At 64.0% G+C, this 18,131-nt stretch carries 19 protein-coding genes and 1 tRNA gene; 4 read left to right on the top strand and 16 right to left on the bottom strand.

What is annotated here, in order from left to right:
• Positions 1 to 48: 48 nt before the first annotated feature.
• Positions 49 to 531 carry a 23S rRNA (pseudouridine(1915)-N(3))-methyltransferase RlmH gene (gene rlmH / locus AC1DXN_RS13750; protein ID WP_477270576.1) on the bottom strand — a complete coding sequence of 161 codons (483 nt, stop codon included), beginning with the start codon at positions 529 to 531 and terminating at the stop codon, positions 49 to 51.
• Between the two features lie 34 nt (positions 532 to 565).
• Entirely contained in the window at positions 566 to 943 is a 378-nt protein-coding gene (gene rsfS / locus AC1DXN_RS13745) for a ribosome silencing factor (RefSeq protein ID WP_477246006.1), read from the bottom strand.
• A 242-nt stretch (positions 944 to 1,185) separates the two neighbouring features.
• Here rsfS and AC1DXN_RS13740 point away from each other — a divergent pair, with 242 nt between their 5' ends.
• Positions 1,186 to 2,043 carry a mechanosensitive ion channel family protein gene (locus tag AC1DXN_RS13740; RefSeq protein WP_477270574.1) on the top strand — a complete coding sequence of 286 codons (858 nt, stop codon included), beginning with the start codon at positions 1,186 to 1,188 and terminating at the stop codon, positions 2,041 to 2,043.
• Between the two features lie 2 nt (positions 2,044 to 2,045).
• Here AC1DXN_RS13740 and AC1DXN_RS13735 read toward each other — a convergent pair whose 3' ends face one another.
• From AC1DXN_RS13735 to obgE, 6 genes are read right to left on the bottom strand one after another with little or no spacing between them, the layout of a single operon-like run.
• Positions 2,046 to 3,332, bottom strand: a complete 1,287-nt coding sequence (locus AC1DXN_RS13735) for an MFS transporter (protein ID WP_477270572.1) — start codon at positions 3,330 to 3,332, stop codon at positions 2,046 to 2,048.
• On the bottom strand, positions 3,333 to 3,539 hold the full coding sequence (locus AC1DXN_RS13730) for a hypothetical protein (protein ID WP_477270570.1): 207 nt from the start codon (positions 3,537 to 3,539) through the stop codon (positions 3,333 to 3,335).
• Between the two features lie 13 nt (positions 3,540 to 3,552).
• Positions 3,553 to 4,140 carry a nicotinate-nucleotide adenylyltransferase gene (locus AC1DXN_RS13725; RefSeq protein ID WP_477271466.1) on the bottom strand — a complete coding sequence of 196 codons (588 nt, stop codon included), beginning with the start codon at positions 4,138 to 4,140 and terminating at the stop codon, positions 3,553 to 3,555.
• Positions 4,141 to 4,187: 47 nt separating this feature from the next.
• Entirely contained in the window at positions 4,188 to 5,474 is a 1,287-nt protein-coding gene (locus AC1DXN_RS13720) for a glutamate-5-semialdehyde dehydrogenase (RefSeq protein WP_477270568.1), read from the bottom strand.
• 3 nt (positions 5,475 to 5,477) lie between these two features.
• Positions 5,478 to 6,653 carry a glutamate 5-kinase gene (proB, locus tag AC1DXN_RS13715; protein ID WP_477270566.1) on the bottom strand — a complete coding sequence of 392 codons (1,176 nt, stop codon included), beginning with the start codon at positions 6,651 to 6,653 and terminating at the stop codon, positions 5,478 to 5,480.
• Position 6,654: 1 nt separating this feature from the next.
• Positions 6,655 to 7,686 carry a GTPase ObgE gene (obgE, locus tag AC1DXN_RS13710; RefSeq protein WP_477270564.1) on the bottom strand — a complete coding sequence of 344 codons (1,032 nt, stop codon included), beginning with the start codon at positions 7,684 to 7,686 and terminating at the stop codon, positions 6,655 to 6,657.
• 158 nt (positions 7,687 to 7,844) lie between these two features.
• On the opposite strand from obgE, the gene AC1DXN_RS13705 reads away from it, so the two are divergent.
• On the top strand, positions 7,845 to 8,708 hold the full coding sequence (locus AC1DXN_RS13705) for an endonuclease/exonuclease/phosphatase family protein (RefSeq protein ID WP_477270562.1): 864 nt from the start codon (positions 7,845 to 7,847) through the stop codon (positions 8,706 to 8,708).
• A 19-nt stretch (positions 8,709 to 8,727) separates the two neighbouring features.
• On the opposite strand, the gene AC1DXN_RS13700 is transcribed toward AC1DXN_RS13705, so the two are convergent.
• The 3 genes from AC1DXN_RS13700 to AC1DXN_RS13690 all read right to left on the bottom strand — a co-directional run bounded on the left by AC1DXN_RS13700 (position 8,728) and on the right by AC1DXN_RS13690 (position 10,512).
• Complete coding sequence (locus tag AC1DXN_RS13700) at positions 8,728 to 9,315, bottom strand: GNAT family N-acetyltransferase (RefSeq protein WP_477270560.1); 588 nt, start codon at positions 9,313 to 9,315, stop codon at positions 8,728 to 8,730.
• A gap of 118 nt (positions 9,316 to 9,433) precedes the next feature.
• A complete protein-coding gene (gene rpmA, locus AC1DXN_RS13695) occupies positions 9,434 to 9,703 on the bottom strand; it encodes a 50S ribosomal protein L27 (RefSeq protein ID WP_013529063.1) in 270 nt (89 codons plus the stop codon).
• 101 nt (positions 9,704 to 9,804) lie between these two features.
• Positions 9,805 to 10,512 carry a 50S ribosomal protein L21 gene (locus AC1DXN_RS13690; protein ID WP_477270558.1) on the bottom strand — a complete coding sequence of 236 codons (708 nt, stop codon included), beginning with the start codon at positions 10,510 to 10,512 and terminating at the stop codon, positions 9,805 to 9,807.
• A gap of 371 nt (positions 10,513 to 10,883) precedes the next feature.
• On the opposite strand from AC1DXN_RS13690, the gene AC1DXN_RS13685 reads away from it, so the two are divergent.
• Positions 10,884 to 10,973: transfer RNA gene (locus AC1DXN_RS13685), tRNA-Ser, on the top strand.
• Between the two features lie 202 nt (positions 10,974 to 11,175).
• On the opposite strand, the gene AC1DXN_RS13680 is transcribed toward AC1DXN_RS13685, so the two are convergent.
• The 5 genes from AC1DXN_RS13680 to uxaC form a co-directional block, all read right to left on the bottom strand.
• On the bottom strand, positions 11,176 to 11,508 hold the full coding sequence (locus AC1DXN_RS13680; RefSeq protein ID WP_477270556.1) for a hypothetical protein: 333 nt from the start codon (positions 11,506 to 11,508) through the stop codon (positions 11,176 to 11,178).
• A 272-nt stretch (positions 11,509 to 11,780) separates the two neighbouring features.
• Entirely contained in the window at positions 11,781 to 13,619 is a 1,839-nt protein-coding gene (gene recQ, locus AC1DXN_RS13675) for a DNA helicase RecQ (RefSeq protein WP_477270554.1), read from the bottom strand.
• Positions 13,620 to 13,890: 271 nt separating this feature from the next.
• Positions 13,891 to 14,229: a cupin domain-containing protein gene (locus tag AC1DXN_RS13670; RefSeq protein ID WP_477270552.1), complete on the bottom strand. Its 339-nt coding sequence runs from the start codon at positions 14,227 to 14,229 to the stop codon at positions 13,891 to 13,893.
• An 8-nt stretch (positions 14,230 to 14,237) separates the two neighbouring features.
• Positions 14,238 to 15,014, bottom strand: a complete 777-nt coding sequence (gene kduD, locus AC1DXN_RS13665; protein WP_477270550.1) for a 2-dehydro-3-deoxy-D-gluconate 5-dehydrogenase KduD — start codon at positions 15,012 to 15,014, stop codon at positions 14,238 to 14,240.
• A complete protein-coding gene (gene uxaC / locus AC1DXN_RS13660) occupies positions 15,011 to 16,420 on the bottom strand; it encodes a glucuronate isomerase (RefSeq protein WP_477271464.1) in 1,410 nt (469 codons plus the stop codon). Before uxaC ends, kduD begins: the two co-directional genes overlap by 4 nt.
• Positions 16,421 to 16,592: 172 nt before the next feature.
• Here uxaC and AC1DXN_RS13655 point away from each other — a divergent pair, with 172 nt between their 5' ends.
• The gene (locus AC1DXN_RS13655) at positions 16,593 to 18,077 is read left to right on the top strand and encodes a mannitol dehydrogenase family protein (RefSeq protein ID WP_477271462.1); all 1,485 of its coding nucleotides are present in this window, start codon (positions 16,593 to 16,595) and stop codon (positions 18,075 to 18,077) included.
• Positions 18,078 to 18,131 lie beyond the last annotated feature (54 nt).

Raw genomic sequence — 18,131 nt, 5'->3', positions numbered from 1 at the left:
GCTGCGCATTGGGGCGGAAATCCGGGCGGATCGCGCCAATTCGCGGGATTACGAGCGATGATAGGGATGCCCGGAAAGAATGGTAGCCGCCCTGTACAGCTGTTCTCCCAGCATCACACGCACCAATTGATGCGGCCAGGTCAGCGCGCCGAACGACACCGTCAATTCCGCCTGATCGCGCAGCGATTGATCGTGACCGTCGGCGCCGCCAATGGCGATGACCAGGGCCTTGCGGCCGCCATCGCGCAACAGGCCGATGCGCCCGGCGAAATCCTCGGATGACAGGTTTTTGCCACGCTCGTCGAGCAGGATCAGCGCACTGCCTTGCTGCAAGAGCGTCTGCAGCTTCTGGCCTTCCTCGCGGCGACGCTCATTGGCGGTCTGGGCGCGACCTTCGGCAATCTCGACAACACCTGAGAATTCGAACCCCACCGCCGGGCCGCTCTTGGCGAAGCGTTCGAAATAACGGTCGGCGAGTTGCTTCTCGGGGCCGGCTTTCATTCGGCCCACGGCATGAACGGTAATCTTCATCCTCGCCTCGAAGAGCAGCTAAAACAAAAGCTGCTCAGTGGAGGGTCTCTTCCTCGAGATCCGGCGCCTGCCACATCTTTTCAAGATTGTAGAAGTCGCGGACTTCGGGGCGGAAGACATGGACGATGATGTCGCCCGAATCGATCAGGACCCAGTCGGCACCGGCCAGCCCTTCGACGCGCGCCATGCCGAGACCGGCATCCTTGAGCGCCTTGAGCAGATGGTCGGCGACAGCCGAGACATGACGGTGCGATCGGCCCGACGCAACGACCATGTAGTCGCCGAGGCTCGATTTCCCCTGAATGTCGATTGAGACGATGTTTTCGGCCTTGGAGTCTTCCAGACTGGCAAGGACTGTCTTGATGGCGCGGGACACGGCGTCGTTTACGCTGATCCCGGCCGGCGAAGGCACGATGTCGGCCTTCTTCCGCAGTGCTGTTCTCAGTGTATTTCCTTTCGCAGCAAGAACAACCAAATCACCCTTCAAAGCAGGTGACACCACTTAGATAGGCAGAGTTCCGTTGCAGTTTCAAGACGGCAGGCTCCGCCATCGCAAACGCAGGGCCCGTATTGCGGTTCCGCGCCTCGACAAAAATGGGAACCCGGACGCCTTGCGAGGGTTATCGACTTGCCGACCAACACGGATTCCCAATCATGCCAATCGACCCCCAGAACACCCTTCTCACGGTGCAAGCAGGCCTTGCGCAACTCAGCACGCTGATCGTTTCCTATTCCTTCTCGGCCGTCGGAGCGATAATCCTGCTGGTCGTCGGCTACGTCATCGCCGGGCTCGCCGAACGATCTATCTTCGCCGGCCTCGGCCACATCCATGGCTTCGACGCAACCTTGCGCCACTTCTTCTCGAAGATCGTCCGCTACGCCATCCTGATCCTCGTCGTCATCATGGTGCTTGGCCAGTTCGGCGTGCAGACAGCGTCGATCATTGCCGCCATCGGCGCCATCGGCCTCGCCATCGGTCTGGCCCTGCAAGGCACGTTGCAGAACATCGCCGCCGGCATCATGCTGCTGGCGTTGCGGCCCTTCCGCATCGGCGAATATGTCGAAGTCGGCGCCATTTCCGGCATCATTGAGGAGATAGGGCTGTTCGCCACCCGGCTGCGGACCGTCGACGGTGTCTACATGCTTGCGCCCAATTCGACGCTCTGGAACCAGCCGGTCCGCAACTATACGCGCAATGGCGTTCGCCGCGGCGACATAACGCTGACCATCGGCTCCTGGAATGACATCGATCTTGCCCAAAAGACGATGCTGGCCACCGCCGCTGCCGAACGGCGCGCCAAGCGCGAGCCGGCGCCAATAGCCTTTGTCGCCACCGTCGGGGACAGCACCGTCGCCATCACCTTGCGCTACTGGACCTCGTCAGCCGATTTCTTCGCCACCCAGATCGATCTCACCAAGCGCGCCAAGCAATCCTTCGATGCCGAAGGGATTTCGGTGCCCGCGCCGCCGCCGGAAGCGCCGTATCAAGAACCCTCGGCCACAAGGCAATAGGACTAGTTATCCGTGCGGCGCGGCTCTTCGCCCGCGAAGGCGAGTTCCACCGGCAGCGGCGCCTGCGCCGTCATCGGCGCGAAGCTGCCGGTCTCAGTGGCGGGAACCGCCCGCGTGGTGGCCACCCGCCACAGCACGAACAGGCAAAAGCCGGCGGCAATGACGATCGCCACATAGATGAAGGCCTGCGTACCGTAGACGGCCGAAAGCGCCGTCACGATGCCGGGCACGACAAAACCCGACAGCGACCAGGCAAACAGCAGCGAACTGGACAGCGCCACCATGTCGTCCTTGCCGGCGCGGTCCGCGGCATGCGCGCTGGCCAGCGAGTAGATCGATTCCGAGGCGCCGTCCCAGACGATATAGATGACGATCAATGCGGCCAGCGCGCCGCCATCGAAACCGAGGGCAAACGCTCCCGCACCGGCGGCAAGTGCCGAGGCGGCGATCAGCACATAGCGGCGGTCGGTGCGGTCGGAGATCCAGCCGAGCGGGATTTGCAGGATCAGCGTGCCGACCGGCATGGCCGACAGCAGCAGCGCCACATCGGCCTGGCTGTAGCCCTTGGCCGTGGCATGGATCGGCGCGAAGCCGGCAATCGCCATCGACAGGCCGCCGACGGCCAGCATGCCGGCAACACCGACCGGCGAGATCCGCCAAGCCCGAAGCAGCGCTACCGATGCCGCCCGCGGCGCCGGTGGCTGAGCGAGCCGCGTCATGCCGACGGGAAGGATCGACAACGCCGTGAAGGCGATGCCGACCAGCGGTGCCTCCGCCGTATTGATGTCAACCAGCGCCAGCGTCGCGTAGCCGACACCGAGCCCGGCGACATAGGCGACGTAGAAGAACGCCATCACCCTGCCGCGTATGGCGTTGGCGACGGCGTCGTTCAGCCAGCTCTGCGCGACAATGAAAAGGCCGCAGATCGAGAAGCCATAAAGAGCCCGCGCTGCAATCCAGACGATGGGATGCGTCCCGGCGCCGACAGCGGCGTTGGAGAGCGCGATCAGCGCCGACAGCACCATGAAGGCACGGGCATGGCCGACCCTTCTGACCAGCGGTCCGGTCAGGATGCAGCCGGCGAGACCGCCCGCCGAAAGCCCGGTGATGATCAGCCCGGCCCAGGTCGGATCGAAACCCTCGGCGCCGAGCCGCACCGGAATATAGGCGAACATCAGCCCGTTGCCGACGGCGATCAGCGCCATCGACACGACGACGCTGGCAATGGCAATCAGCGGCGCCGACGGCTTGCCTTCCGGATCGATTGTGGCGCGGTCCTTCTCCAGCATTCACGCACCATCGCCCACCGCACGGCGAAAAGCCGCCGCAAAAGCGACATCGCCGGACGGCCAGCAGCGCAGATGCTCACATGGCCAGAATTTCGCCCAGCGGCGAGGTCGGCGGCACATCGGCGAACGAGAGTTTGCGACATGCATCGACCCGAGCGGCCCGCCGATCCAGACGGCATGAACCGCAGGCAGGTCCTGATCGATCATGGCCCCGAACCGATCACAGCTTTGCCATATTGCGGATCGCGCTCGACGACAGCGATGACCGCGGGCCATGGATAAAGGTCCAGGCCGGCGCCTTCATGCGGGCGAGCCGCGGCGCGTCACCTTCGTCGACGCGGGCGTAGTCGAAGGTCTTGGCGACGACCGACGACAGGAACGACAGCGTTGCCCCCGGACGGTCGATCACCGCGATTGGAAAGGTCATGACGATCTGCCGCCAGCGCTGCCAGCGGTGGAAATCGCGCAAACTATCGGCACCCATGATCCAGACGAAATCGACGCCGGGGTTGCGCGCCTTGACCAGCGCCAGCGTGTCGGCGGTGAAGCGGATATGGTGGGCGGCCTCGAAGGCGGTGACCTTGATCTTCGGGTTCTTGGCGATCTGCTCCGACTGCAGCAGCCGGTCGCTGAGCGGCGCCAGCTCGCGCGTGCTCTTCAGCGGATTGCCGGGCGTCACCATCCACCACAGCTGGTCAAGCGCCAGACGCCTCAAGGCAATCTCGGCAACCAGCGCATGGCCGGCATGCGGCGGATTGAACGAGCCGCCGAACAGCCCGACAGCCAGGCCCTTTTCGGCATGCGGCATCTTCAGATGCCGATACCCGACGCCCGGCCAGGACTTCGAAAGATCGCTCAAGGCCGTATCTGGCCGGACCCGCGCACGCGGTATTTGAACGAGGTCAGCTGCTCGACGCCGACCGGCCCACGCGCATGCATCTTGCCGGTGGCGATGCCGATCTCGGCGCCCATGCCGAACTCGCCGCCATCGGCGAACTGCGTCGAGGCGTTGTGCAACAGGATTGCCGAATCGATTTCGTTGAAGAATTTTTCGACCGCCCTGGCATCTTCGGCAACGATCGCCTCGGTGTGATGCGAGGAGAACGTCTCGATGTGCTCGATCGCCCCGGCAACGCCGTCGACCAGTTTTACCGCGATGATGGCATCGAGATATTCGGTCACCCAGTCGGCATCGATCGCCGGCTTGGCGTCGAAGAACAGCTTCATCACTTCGAGATCGGCATGGATCTCACAGCCGGCCGCACGCAGCGCGTCGAGGATCGGCACCAGATGCGTCGAGGCAACGGCCCGGTCGACCAGCAAAGTCTCGGCAGCACCGCACACGCCGGTGCGCCGCATCTTGGCGTTGACCGCGATCTGAACTGCCATGTCGAGCTTGGCCGAGCGGTCGATGTAGAGGTGGCAGATGCCTTCGAGATGGGCAAAGACCGGCACCCGGGCCTCGGTCTGCACGCGCTCGACCAGGCTTTTGCCGCCGCGCGGAATGATGACGTCGAGTGCGCCGTCAAGACCTTTCAGCATCTCGCCGACGGCGGCGCGATCGGTGGTCGGCACCAGCTGGATGGCGTCTTCCGGCAGCCCGGCGGCCTTCAGCCCTTCGACCAGGCAGGCATGGATGGCGGCTGACGAATTGAGCGAATCCGAGCCGCCGCGCAGGATCACCGGATTACCGGCCTTGAGGCAGAGAGCGCCGGCATCCGCCGTCACATTCGGCCGGCTCTCATAGATGACGCCGACGACGCCAAGCGGCGTGCGCACGCGTTCGATATGCAGGCCGTTCGGCCGGTCCCATGCGGCGATGACGTCGCCGACCGGATCCTTGAGTTCGGCGATTTCACGGATGCCGTCGGCCATGGCGCGGATGCGCGCCGGATCGAGCTTCAGCCGGTCCATGAAGGAGGGGGACAAGCCCGACTCGTGGCCGTTCGAGACATCGATGGCGTTGGCGTCGAGAATGTCCTGCTCGCGGACGACAATCGCGTCGGCCATGGCGAGGAGCGCGGCGTTCTTGGCACCTGTGGTAGCGATGGCCAGCGGTCGGGCAGCAGTGCGGGCACGGCGGCCAATATCGGCCATCAGTGCGGCAGTATCATCCCGGGATTTTTCATGCAGCTTCAGCATGGCTCATCCTCCGCTCTGGTCACCGGCCAATACTTGGTCACCGGCCCCTACTTGGTTACCGGCATGGCTCACCACAAGGTCATCGCGGTGGATCATCGCCGAACGCGCTTCGTAACCAAGAACCGTTTCAATTTCGGCAGTCTTCAGGCCAGCGATCCTTACGGCATCGGCGGCATCATAGGCAACCAGCCCGCGCGCGATCTCGCGGCCTTCCGGCGACAGGATCGCCACAGTATCGCCGCGCGAAAAATTGCCGCTGACCAGTTTGACGCCGGCCGGCAGCAGCGACTTGCCCGACAAAAGCGCGCCGATGGCGCCGGCATCGACTGTCAGCCGTCCCGCCGGTTCGAGCTGGCCGGCGATCCAGGTCTTGTAACCCTTGACCGGATTGGCGCTCGGCCGGAAGAAGGTGGCGCGCTCGCCGCGCTCGATCGCCATCAGCGGCGACAACCGCGTCCCGGCGGTGATGATCATGGCGGTGCCGGCGGCGGTGGCGATCTTGCCGGCGTCGAGTTTTGTGCGCATGCCGCCGCGCGACAGTTCGGACGCAGCCGCCCCCGCCATCGCCTCGATATCGGGCGTAATGCGGTCGACCATCGGAATGAACTTCGCGTCGGGATCGCGCGCCGGCGGTGCCGTGTAGAGCCCGTCAATGTCGGAGAGCAGGACCAGCAGGTCGGCGCCCATCATCGTCGCCACCCGCGCCGCCAGCCGGTCATTGTCGCCATAACGGATTTCGGAGGTCGCCACGGTGTCGTTCTCGTTGATGACGGGCACCGCCTTCATCTTGAGCAGCGTCGAGATGGTCGCGCGGGCATTGAGATAGCGGCGGCGCTCTTCGGTGTCGCCGAGCGTCAGCAGGATCTGGCCCGACTTCAGGCCGCCCTTGCCCAGCGCATCCGACCAGGCACCGGCCAGCGCGATCTGCCCGACGGCAGCGGCCGCCTGGCTCTCCTCCAGTTTCAGTGCACGCTTGCCGAGGCCGAGAATCGTGCGGCCAAGCGCAATGGCGCCGGAGGACACGACGAGGATTTCGGCGCCGCCTTCAGCCAGCACGGCAATGTCGTCGGCCAGCGACGCCAGCCAGTCGCGCTTCAGGCCGCTCGTGCGGTCGACGAGCAGCGCCGAGCCGATCTTGACGGTGATGCGCCGGTATTTTTTCAGCGACTGCGCGGCCATGCTAGCGATCCCAGCGCGTCTCGACCGGGACCGCAGTGGCGGCGCGGGCTTCGCCCACCACCGCCATCAGCGCGCGCAGCACCGCCTCGACGCCTTCGCCGGTGACGGCTGACAGCAGCATCGGCGCGCGTCCGGCAGCGCGCTTCAGCGCCGCGACCTTCTTCTTGCGTTCGGCGGCATCGAGAATGTCGACCTGGGAAAGGGCGACGATCTCGACCTTTTCGATTAGCCCGTTGCCATAGGCATCGAGTTCGGCGCGCACGGTCTTATAGGCCTTGCCCGGATTTTCCTCCTGCGCCGAAACAAGGTGCAGCAGCACACGCGTGCGCTCGACATGGCCCAGAAATCGGTCGCCGATGCCGACGCCTTCATGCGCGCCTTCGATCAGGCCGGGAATGTCGGCAATGACGAACTCGCGCGCGTCGATGCGCGCGACGCCGAGGCCGGGATGCAGTGTGGTGAAGGGATAGTCGGCGATCTTCGGCTTGGCAGCCGTAACCGCCGCCAGGAAGGTCGACTTGCCGGCATTGGGCAGGCCGACCAAGCCGGCATCGGCGATCAGCTTGAGTCTCAGCCAGATGTTGAGCTCTTCGCCCGGCAGGCCGGGATTGGCGCGGCGCGGCGCCTGATTGGTCGAAGTCTTGAAATGCTGGTTGCCAAAACCGCCATTGCCGCCCTTGGCCAGCAGATAACGCTGGCCGACCACGGTCAGGTCGCAGATCAGCGTCTCATTATCCTCGGCAAACACCTGGGTTCCCGCCGGCACTTTCAGGGTCACGTCGGCGCCTTTGGCACCGGTCATGTTGCGGCCCATGCCGTGAATGCCGGTCTTGGCCTTGAAATGCTGCTGGTAGCGATAGTCGATCAGCGTGTTCAGGCCGTTGACGGCCTCCAGCCAGACATCGCCGCCACGGCCGCCATCGCCGCCATCCGGCCCGCCGAACTCGATGAATTTTTCGCGCCGGAACGACACCGAACCGGCGCCGCCGTCGCCGGAGCGGATGTAAACTTTGGCTTGATCGAGAAATTTCATCGGATTTCGTAGTTTCTCTATTGGCCTTGCGGCATTGCTCTAACCCTCGGCACTGCTCTAAACCAAGGTGGGGCGAAGGGCGAGGCCGTTTTGCGACGACGGCGCCGCGCGATTTTTTGCGGCGCTGTTGCAATTTGCCCGGGCCGGGGAGATGTGGAATGCGGGTTGTAACCTACAACATCCAGTATGGCATCGGTCTCGATGGGCAATACGACGTCGGTCGGATCACCGACGCCGTGCGCGGCGCCGACGTGATTGCGCTGCAGGAGGTCACCCGCAACAACCCCAGGAACGGCAATCGTGACATGGTGGCCGAGATCGGCGAGGCGCTGCCTGAATATTTCGCCGCCTATGGCAGCAATTTCGAGGTCAATGTCGGCTCGCGCGTCGAAAACGGCCGGGCGCTGACGACCACCTTCCAACTCGGCAACATGGTGCTGTCGAAAACTCCCATTCATCTGTCGCGCAACCTGCTTTTGCCGCGCAGCCGCAGTTTCGAGGCGATGAACTTCCAGCGCGGGGCGCTGGAGGCGCTGATCGAGACGCCGCTCGGTTTCATCCGTTTCTACTCCACTCATCTCGACCATCGCAGTCCCGTCGAACGCACCAGCCAGATCCGTTTCCTGCGCCAGCGCCTGTTGAACTATGCGCTCGAGGGCGGCGGTCTCTCCGGCATTCCCGAGATCGGGCTGCCGGATCTGCCCTATCCCGAAGCCTTCATCGTGCTCGGCGACTTCAACATGCTGCCCGGATCGCCCGAATATGTCGAACTCGCCGGCCGCCCGGATCATGAGTTCGGCATGCCGCTGACCGCCGATCTCGCCGTCGACGCCGCCCAGCGTCTCGATACGCCCGATCTCGTCACCTGGGTCGATCCGAAGCGGCCCGACGATGTCAACCGCCACAAGCGCATCGACTATGTCTTTACCTCGGCCTCGCTCGCCAAATCGCTGAAGAGCCTATGGGTCGACCGGCAAGCGGTCGGTTCCGACCATCTGCCGGTCTGGCTCGAGACAGCCTGACCGGCGTGATCCGCATACATCAGAAGTGGACCCAATTCCTGAGGCTGGTCCAGGTCTTGCGATCGAGGCGATAGCGCTCGACCGGCACCTGGCCGGCGACGATCGAGTTCAGCATGCCCTGGCCGGCATACTGGAAGCCGCATTTGTGGATGACCCGCCGCGAGGCCGGATTGATGACCCGCGTCGAGGCATGCAGCACCTGGATCGTCGTCCTCTGGAAGGCGAGGTCGACCAGCGCGTGCGCGGCCTCGGTCGCATAGCCGCGCTTCCAGAAGGGTTCGCCGATCCAGTAGCCGAGTTCCAGTCCGCGATCGGTCGTGTTGAGACCGGCGCAGCCGACGAAGGTGTCGGTTCCCGCCAGCGTCAGCGCAAAGGCGATCCCCGCCCGGCGCGACGCCGTCATGGCAAGAAAGGCGCGCGCCTCCGCCTCGCCATAGGGGTGCGGCATGCGGGCCAGCATTTCGGCGACATGACGGTTGTCGGCGAGTGCGGCCAGTTGGCCGATATCGCTTTCACGCGGTGCACGCATCACCAGCCGCTCGGTGGCCAGCACCGGGCAGTCTATCGCGTAACTTTCGTCTTCCGTGTCTTCCGCTTCGGCAACCATGTCAGTCCTCCAGGCACAAGAAAAAGGGGAGATGGAAACCCATCTCCCCTGATCCATTTCCTGGCTTGGCCAGACACCGGTTCCCGAGATGGGTGCCGGTGTTCTCGTACGGAACCGGCTACTCCGCGGCTTTGGCGATCGGATTGACCGATACGTAGGTTCGGCCGTTGGCTTTTTTGTTGAAGGTGACTGCGCCGGTTTCGAGCGCAAAAAGGGTGTGATCCGTGCCCATGCCGACATTGACGCCGGGATGCCACGTGGTGCCGCGCTGACGAATGATGATGTTGCCCGGAATCACGGCTTCGCCGCCGAACTTCTTCACGCCCAGGCGCTTGGAATGCGAATCGCGACCGTTGCGCGACGAGCCGCCAGCTTTCTTGTGTGCCATCTAACTAACTCCGATGCGCCCTCGAGGGCGCTTGAATGGTCTTATGAACGCGTTCGCGTTCCGTTTCAAGTCCGATCCGGCGACCTGGTCGCCGGTTCGTTTCACTTCTTCGCCAGTTCCTTGGCCTGCTCGCGCCAGTCGCTGATCTGCTCGGCGCTGAACGGCATATGCTCGTCGATCTTGGCGACATCCTTGTCCGACAGCTTGGCAAGCTGCGCGAAGGTGATGATGCCCTGCTCGGCAAGGTCCTTGGCGGCGACCGGGCCGATGCCCTTGATCACGGTCAAATCGTCCGGCTCGCCCTTCGGCGCCTTGAACAGCGGCGCGGCGGCGGCTTCAGCGGCCTTGGCCTCTGCCTTCGGAGCAGCCTCTGCCTTGGCTTCCTTCTTGGCCTTGGCCTCCTTCGGCGCGGCCTCGGCCTTCGCCTCGGGGGCGACCTCAGCCTTGGCTTCCTTCTTCGGAGCTTTGACTGCTGCCGTCTTCGTCGGCTTGGCGCCAGCCAGCAGGATCTCGGCGATCCGCACGGTGGTCAAAAGCTGACGATGGCCGATCTTGCGGCGCGAATTCTGCCGGCGGCGCTTCTTGAAAGCGATGACGGTGCGGTTCTTGCCCTGTTCGACAACTTCGGCGGTGACCATCGCGCCATCGACAAACGGCGCACCGAACGTGACATTGTCGCCCTCGCCATGAGCGAGCACGTTGCCGATTTCGACGATATCGCCGACCTGGGCTTCGAGTTTTTCGATCTTCAGGAGATCGTTGGCGGCAACGCGATACTGCTTACCGCCCGTTTTAATGACTGCGAACATTTTTTGCCTTTCGCTGTTCGGTCGGCCTTGATGAGCCGCGTTGGCGGTTCGGCCGTCTTTTTGTCAGTCTGCGGGTTCAAAAAACAAGCGGCGCGGAAGAACCCTCCACGCCGATTGCGCGCTGTCCCTAACCGAAGGTTGCGGTGAAGTCAAGGCAAACGGCCAGGACAAGCGCCCCGGCCCCGAAGGTTTTCCGCTGCAGGGCATTCGCGTCCCGTAAGGCGCCCCTAAACGGCGTGACGCCGGACATTCGCACCCGGCAGAAACGGTGCTGTGCCGAAGAAGCCGGATAACAGGCAGATTGGGCCTTGTAACCTGCCGGTGCAGCCGTTATCTAGTGCGCCGCGCCGGCAACGGCCGACCATGACCGCGGAGAGGTGGCAGAGTGGTCGAATGCACCGCACTCGAAATGCGGCATGGGTGCAAGCCCATCGGGGGTTCGAATCCCTCCCTCTCCGCCAGAGTCCCTTCACGGAGAATTTCCCGACGCCCCCAGGCTTGCCTAGGCCTGTATGATTTGCCAGGCGTCGAGCGGGCGGACGATACCGCCTTTGGCGAACACCGCCCGACCTGGCGAAGCGAAAAGTTATCGAGCGATCGTAGCGTCTCGCCGGCAACGGCGGGCCGCGGACAGTCGGCTATTCGCTCGTCCCTCTGGGCTTCTTACCGATGATTTTCAACGAAAGCTCTGCAGGCGGACGACAGCTGCTCGATCTTGCCTTCAAGATCGCATTTGCCCATCGGCTTCCCCGGGCAAAGCCGTGCGTAGTCACGACGGCATCGTTTGCTTTCGAAAAGCTTGAAACTTCTTACCTGCATTGAGTTGGTGGTGCTGGCCGGTACCAGCCCTGGTCCGATGCCCATCGCGCCATCCTTGCCGCCCTTACCGCCCCTGCCGCCTCCACCGCCTCCTTTGGCAGACGCGATGCCACTAAAGGCGACGTGGACGACACTTGCACCGAGGATGGAAAGCAATGCACGACGTGAAGTAGACATAGTTCAATCTCCCCTTCAACTTTAGAGATAACTAAATTAACACAAAAGAAGATGGATTTCACAGGGAAAGCGCCATGTGTGGGTCTCGGCCCGCTCGAGTTTTAGCGCTCTCTCTTGTCGCTATCGAAAGTCGGCTTCCAGTCGCGGTTCCTGCGCTCCTGGTCACCTGTGTAGTCGGGGTACGGCGATGGCTGTATGGTTGCCGCCGCAGGTTCAAACCATCCTGAGGACCGATTTTCCGGGCTCAGACGCCGGCTTGCCTGACAGGGCGTTCAGACAGATCCGCCGGATAGGTGCGCGGCAATCGCCCTGACGAAAATTGCGCCGAACTCCTTGAGCTTTGCCGCGCCGACGCCATTGACCTCGGCGAAGGCGTCGAGATCATGCGGACGGCGCTCGGCCATGTCGATCAGCGTGCGATCGGAGAAGACCACATAGGCCGGCACCTGGCGTTCCTTCGCCAGACGCAGCCGCAGCGTCTTGAGCGCGGCGAGCAGCGACGCATCCACATTTTCGCCCTGGGGGCTCTGGCCGGCGCGGGCCTTGCCGCGTGCGGCGCGCGTGCGCATCTCGACGCGATACTGGAACGCCACCTCGCCGCGGCCAAGCGCATGGCCCTTTTCCGCGATGGCAAGGCCACCATGGCCGCCCGGATCCGGTACCAGGAAACCGTTCGCGACAAGCTGGCGGATCAGCGACAGCCAGAAATCCTTCTTGTGCGCCAATCCGGTCCCGAAGCTGGCCAGCCTTTGGTGCCCCCTGGCCAGCACCTTTTCGGTGTCATGGCCGAGCAGAATGTCGACGACATGACCAGCGCCGAAGCGTTCGCCGGTCTGGGCGATCCCAGCGAGGATGATCCGCGCCTCCGCCCCGCCATCGGCGCGCGGCGCCTGGTCGAGGCAGGTGTCGCAATTGCCGCAAGGCGTTGCTTCTTCGCCGAAATAGCCAAGCAGGATCTGGCGGCGGCACTCGGCCGTCTCGCAATAGCCGATCAGTGTGTTGAGCCGGCCATGGGCACGCCTTTTGTGCTCCACCGGCGCGTCCTCGTCGTCGATGAAAAGCCGGCGCATGCGGATGTCGCCGAGACCGAACAGCATATGCGCCTCGGCCGCCCGCCCGTCGCGGCCGGCACGGCCGATTTCCTGATAGTAGGCCTCCAGGCTGCCCGGCAGATCGGTGTGGAAGACATAGGCGACATCCGGCTTGTCGATGCCCATGCCGAAGGCGATGGTCGCCACCATGACGACGCCGGACAAGGTCATGAAAGCGTTTTGATTGGCATCCCGCGCCTCCTTGCTCATGCCGGCATGATAGGCCAAGGCGGTGACGCCGTTTTTGTCGAGGAACGCCGCCATCTCCTCCGTCTTCTTGCGCGACAGGCAATAGACGATGCCGCTGCGGCCTTCATGACGCTGGACGAAGCTCAGCAACTGGCGCTTGCTGTCCTGCTTGGCCTCGATGCCAAGCTTGATGTTCGGCCGGTCGAAACCCAGCACTACGGTTTCGACGCGCCCGGCAAACAATTGCGTTTCGATGTCGGTGCGCGTGGCTTCGTCGGCCGTCGCCGTCAGCGCAATGATCGGCACATCGGGGAAAATATCACGCAGCCGCGATAGTTCTTCATATTCGCGTCGGAACGCCGGCCCCCATTGCGAGATGCAATGCGCCTCGTCGACGGCGATCAGCCGGACATCGAGCCTGGCCAGCGCCTCGAGCATGCGCGCGGTCATCAGCCGCTCCGGTGCGAGATAGAGCAGGCGTGTTTGGCCCGCCGCAACACGGCGCCATGCCGCGATATTGGCATCGCGCTCGATCGAGGAGTTGATCGTGTCGGCGGCGACGCCGGCAAGACGCAATGCCGCGACCTGGTCCTGCATCAGCGCCACCAGCGGCGAAACGACAATGGTGAGTCCGCCCAGAACCAGCGCCGGAACCTGGTAGCAGAGCGATTTGCCGGCGCCCGTCGGCATGACGGCCAGCACATGACGCCTGGCCAGCAATGCCTCCATCACATCGGCCTGGCCGGGACGAAAGTCGTCGAAGCCGAACACATCCTTCAAGACGCGCCGCTTGGGATCCTGCGCCGGGGCGCTCGCCGCCGATATCTGCATCACCTTGTCGCCTGCTGTTGAAGCGGATGGTTGAGTCCGCCCGCGCGATTCGTTCCGCCAGCATTCGACTCGCCAAAGACCTGCCGTCCTGCTTGGCCGATAAAGCGGGGCTAATCCAGCCCTGTTAAATCTATTTTCACCATCTTGCGGCACCGTCCCGACCCTGCGGTGATGTTTTGAGTACCGCGGCGCCACAAGCGCCCAGGCAACACGCCCGCGCCTCTCCGGAGGCGCGGGCATTTTCGTTTTGGAACCATTGATGAAGACTGTATCAGTCCAGGAAATCGGCGCGGTGCGGGGTAAAACTGTCGACCAGACGCCCGGCCTCCAGCGCCTTGACGCCATGGACCAGATTGGACGGGACGATGAAGCTGCCGCCCGCTGCCAGGATTTCGCTCCTGCCGTCGATGGTTACCTCGAAGCGGCCTTCGGCGACATAACTCGCCTGGACATGCGGGTGCGAATGCAGCGCGCCGACGCCGCCTCTGTCGAAGCCGAACTCGACCATCATCAGCTCATCGGTATGCAGCAGAACCCGCCTGCGGTTGCCGTCCGGGGTCGGCGTCCACGCGCCCCCGCCGGCATGCGCAAAGATCTTTGCTTCGGTCATTGCCACTCCTATCGCGCCAGCCAGCCGCCATCCACCGGCACCACGGCGCCATGCATGTAGTTGGACGCCGGCGCCAGCAGGAACACGGCGGCGTCGCCGATGTCTTCCGGCCCACCCCAGCGCCCGGCCGGAATGCGCGCCAGGATGGCGGCGCTGCGATCGGGATCGGCGCGCAGCGCCTCGGTGTTGTTGGTTTCGATATAGCCCGGCGCGATGGCGTTGACATTGATGCCTTTCGCCGCCCACTCGCAGGCGAGCAGTCGGGTGATGCCAAGCACGCCATGTTTCGAGGCTGTGTACGAGGCAACGCGGATGCCGCCCTGGAGGCTTAGCACCGAGGCGATGTTGACGATCTTGCCGCACCGTCCCGGCTCGGCCAGCACACGCCTGGCAAAACTCTGGCTGAGAAAAAAGACCGTCTTCAAATTGACGTCGGTGACGTCATCCCAATCGGCCTCCGAGAAATCGACCGCATCGGCGCGGCGGATGATGCCGGCATTGTTGACCAACCCGTCGAGCGGCCCGGTTTCCTCCCAGACGCTGTCGAGCATCGCCTGTGCGGCGGCATGGTCGGCAAGATCGCAGTTGACCGCTTCGAACTGTCCGTCCGCCGCGGCGATCTTCTCAGCCGTATCGTCCATCGCCGAGCGGCCGACACCGACGACGGCGCCGCCGGCGCGCGCGATCGACACGGCAATGCCCTGGCCAATGCCGGTGTTGGCGCCGGTGACAAGGATGCGCTTGCCAGCGAGGCTGAAGGTGGAGAGATCGGTCTTCGTCGTCATAGCCGATAGGCTCTTTTGGCAAGGGTGTAGGCCAGCTCCCCGGCCAGTTCGTGTGCCTCGTCCTCGCGCAGCCTGTGCTCGGCAACGAGACGCGCGAGATAGGCACAGTCGACCCGCCGCGCCATGTCGTGGCGGGCGGGTATGGATGGAAAGGCGCGGGTGTCGTCGTTGAAACCGACGGTGTTGTAGAAGCCCGCCGTTTCGGTGGTCATCTCGCGGAACCGGCGCATGCCCTCCGGACTGTCGTGGAACCACCAGGCCGGCCCGAGCTTCAGCGCCGGATAGACGCCGGCCAGCGGCGCCAGTTCGCGCGCATAGCTTGTTTCGTCGAGCGTGAAGAGGATGATGGTGAGATCACGCTCCAGCCCGACGCAGTCGAGCAGCGGCTTCAGCGCCGTCACATAGTCGGTTTGGGTCGGGATATCGAAGCCCTTGTCCCTGCCGTATTTTTGAAAAATAGCCGGCGAATGATTGCGCCAGGAGCCGGGATGGATCTGCAGCACCAGCCCGTCGTCGCGGCTCATCTTGGCCATTTCGGTCAGCATCTGGGCGCGAAACAGTTTGCGCTCGCGCTCATCGTCCGAGCCGCGGCGGATGCGGTTGAACAGTTCGGTGGCGGCGGCATCGGAAAGATTGGCGGTCTCCGCCGTCGGATGGCCGTGGTCGGACGAGGTCGCGCCAAAGCTCTTGAAGAAGGCGCGACGCTGACGATGCGCGTCGAGATAGCCGGCCCAGTTCCCGGTGTCGCAGCCGGTGATCTCGCCAAACCGATCGAGATTGGCCGAGAACCCCTCGAAGTCGGGATCGACGACCGCATCCGGCCGGTAGGCGGTGATGACGCGGCCCTGCCAGCCGCCGTCGCGGATCGCTTTGTGCCATTTGAGATCGTCGAGCGCGCCCTCGGTCGTCGCGATGACCTCGATGTTGAAGCGCTCGAACAGAGCGCGGGGGCGAAACTCATCGCGCTGCAGCAGGCCAGCGATGGTGTCGTAATGCCGGTCGGCCGTTGCCGCACTCAGCGGCTCGTCGATGCCGAACAGATGGGTCAGCACATGGTCGAGCCACAACCGGGTCGGCGTGCCGCGAAACAGGTAGTAGTGCTCGGCAAAGCGCCGCCAGATGACCCTACCGTCGGTCTCCACCGGCGCGCCGTCCAGCGTCGGCACACCAAGATCCTCGAGGCGAACGCCCTGGCTGAACAGCATGCGGAAAATGTAGTGATCCGGTACGATGAGCAATTGCGCCGGATCCGGGAATGGCTCGTTCAGCGCATACCAGCGCGGATCGGTGTGACCGTGCGGGCTGACGATCGGCAGATCTTTCACCCCGGCGTGGAGATCACGGGCCAGCGAACGCAAATGCGCTTCGGCCGGGAACAGCAGATCCGGATCGGTCAGCGCGATCATCGAAAAGCGGCTCCTCCCAGGGCCGGTATCGGTACGGTCGAGCAGGAATGATGTCAACGTTGTTGCCGGGAATTGGCGTCCTTGCCGAGCCAGGAAACAGGTGTTACGCCGCGTGCGATCCGCCGCGCAGGAACATATCCATGCACTCAACTCCGTCAGCCCCTTTGATGCCATGACAAGCGGTCATCTGTCCGACAACACACTCCAGTCATTGCCGAAGCAAGTCGCACTCCCCCGGTACGATCGCAGCCGCGTCGCACCGGGCATCGTCCATCTCGGCGTCGGCGCGTTTCATCGTGCGCACCAGGCGACCTATGTCGACGACTGCCTGGCGGCCGGGGAGACCGGCTGGGGCATTGTCGGCGTCTCATTGCGCAGTGCCGACACACGCGACGGGCTGGCGCCGCAGGACGGGCTCTACACGCTGGCGGTGAGAAGCAGCGACAGTGAGAGCCTGCGCGTCATAGGCTCGATCCAGTCGATGTTGGTGGCACCGGAGGATCCGGGCGCGGTGCTGGCCGCGCTGACCGATCCGCGCACGCTTATCGTCACGCTGACGATCACTGAAAAAGCCTATCTCAGGGCCGCCGACGGCAACCTCGACACAGCCCATCCCGACATCGTCCACGATCTGGCGAACCCACAACGTCCGAAAACGGCGCATGGTTTCCTCACCGAATCGCTGGCGCGCCGCCGCACCGCCGGTGTCCCGCCGTTCACGGTGCTTTGCTGCGACAACCTGCCGGCCAACGGTGCCACCTTGCACCGTCTGCTGGTCGAATTCGCCACGCAGCGCGACGCTGACCTTGGCCGGCATGTCGCCGACGAAGTGGCTTTCCCCTCGAGCATGGTCGATCGCATCGTACCGGCGACCACCGACGCCGACCGGGCGCGCATCGCTGGCCAGCTTGGCGTCGAGGACGCCTGGCCGGTGATGACCGAACCATTCTGCCAATGGGTGGTCGAAGACAACTTTCCGGCGGGACGGCCGACCTGGGAAAAGTTCGGCGTCACCATGGTCGGCGATGTCGGCCCCTTCGAGGACATGAAGCTGAGGCTGCTCAACGGCTCGCATTCGGCCATCGCCTATCTCGGCCTGCTCAGCGGCCACGCAACCGTCGACCGCGCCTTCGCCGACCCGGCGATCCGGCAGTTCGTCGATGCCCTGTGGGCCGAAGCCATTTCAACGCTGCCTGAGGATGCCGGGCTCGACACATCAGCCTACACGGCTCAGCTCACCGAGCGTTTTTCCAACACCGCGCTCGCCCACCGTACGGCGCAGATCGCCAATGACGGCAGCCAGAAACTGCCGCAGCGCATTGTTGCGTCCGCCGTCGCACGGCTTGAAGCCGGCGCCTTGCCTGAGCATCTGACTCTGGTGATCGCCGCCTGGATCGCCGCCTGCGCCGCGCGCGGCAAGACCTTGCCGGAGGGCCATTTCACCGATCCGCTGGATACCGCGCTGGCGGCGCTTTTCAGCCGCGACCTGCCGACGGAAGCGACAGTAACAGCGGTGTTCGATCTCGCCGGCTTCGCCAAGGACCACGTCGAGCGCCGGACGCTGATCGAGTTCGTGGCCACCCATCTCGTCCACTTCAAGCAGGGCGGCCCGGCGCTCGCACTGGCCGCGCTCGGCATTCGGAGCAAGCAATCCTGAGCTCCGGCTAGACTAGACCCAGTTACGCTGGGGACAAGCGCTGGAACATTTGAG

The organism is Mesorhizobium sp. P2_H9 (assembly GCF_056403215.1).
The sequence above is the reverse complement of the archived record's forward strand: the minus strand, read 5'-3'. Positions and strand labels throughout refer to the sequence as shown.

Bases quoted from the DNA above. Each gene is read 5' to 3' on its own strand.
- rlmH (WP_477270576.1), bottom strand. From the start codon at position 531: ATGAAGATTACCGTTCATGCCGTGGGCCGAATGAAAGCCGGCCCCGAG.
- AC1DXN_RS13740 (WP_477270574.1), top strand. From the start codon at position 1,186: ATGCCAATCGACCCCCAGAACACCCTTCTCACGGTGCAAGCAGGCCTT.
- AC1DXN_RS13735 (WP_477270572.1), bottom strand. From the start codon at position 3,332: ATGCTGGAGAAGGACCGCGCCACAATCGATCCGGAAGGCAAGCCGTCG.
- AC1DXN_RS13730 (WP_477270570.1), bottom strand. From the start codon at position 3,539: ATGATCGATCAGGACCTGCCTGCGGTTCATGCCGTCTGGATCGGCGGG.
- AC1DXN_RS13725 (WP_477271466.1), bottom strand. From the start codon at position 4,140: ATGCCGCATGCCGAAAAGGGCCTGGCTGTCGGGCTGTTCGGCGGCTCG.
- AC1DXN_RS13720 (WP_477270568.1), bottom strand. From the start codon at position 5,474: ATGCTGAAGCTGCATGAAAAATCCCGGGATGATACTGCCGCACTGATG.
- proB (WP_477270566.1), bottom strand. From the start codon at position 6,653: ATGGCCGCGCAGTCGCTGAAAAAATACCGGCGCATCACCGTCAAGATC.
- obgE (WP_477270564.1), bottom strand. From the start codon at position 7,686: ATGAAATTTCTCGATCAAGCCAAAGTTTACATCCGCTCCGGCGACGGC.
- AC1DXN_RS13705 (WP_477270562.1), top strand. From the start codon at position 7,845: ATGCGGGTTGTAACCTACAACATCCAGTATGGCATCGGTCTCGATGGG.
- AC1DXN_RS13700 (WP_477270560.1), bottom strand. From the start codon at position 9,315: ATGGTTGCCGAAGCGGAAGACACGGAAGACGAAAGTTACGCGATAGAC.
- rpmA (WP_013529063.1), bottom strand. From the start codon at position 9,703: ATGGCACACAAGAAAGCTGGCGGCTCGTCGCGCAACGGTCGCGATTCG.
- AC1DXN_RS13690 (WP_477270558.1), bottom strand. From the start codon at position 10,512: ATGTTCGCAGTCATTAAAACGGGCGGTAAGCAGTATCGCGTTGCCGCC.
- AC1DXN_RS13680 (WP_477270556.1), bottom strand. From the start codon at position 11,508: ATGTCTACTTCACGTCGTGCATTGCTTTCCATCCTCGGTGCAAGTGTC.
- recQ (WP_477270554.1), bottom strand. From the start codon at position 13,619: ATGCAGATATCGGCGGCGAGCGCCCCGGCGCAGGATCCCAAGCGGCGC.
- AC1DXN_RS13670 (WP_477270552.1), bottom strand. From the start codon at position 14,229: ATGACCGAAGCAAAGATCTTTGCGCATGCCGGCGGGGGCGCGTGGACG.
- kduD (WP_477270550.1), bottom strand. From the start codon at position 15,014: ATGACGACGAAGACCGATCTCTCCACCTTCAGCCTCGCTGGCAAGCGC.
- uxaC (WP_477271464.1), bottom strand. From the start codon at position 16,420: ATGATCGCGCTGACCGATCCGGATCTGCTGTTCCCGGCCGAAGCGCAT.
- AC1DXN_RS13655 (WP_477271462.1), top strand. From the start codon at position 16,593: ATGACAAGCGGTCATCTGTCCGACAACACACTCCAGTCATTGCCGAAG.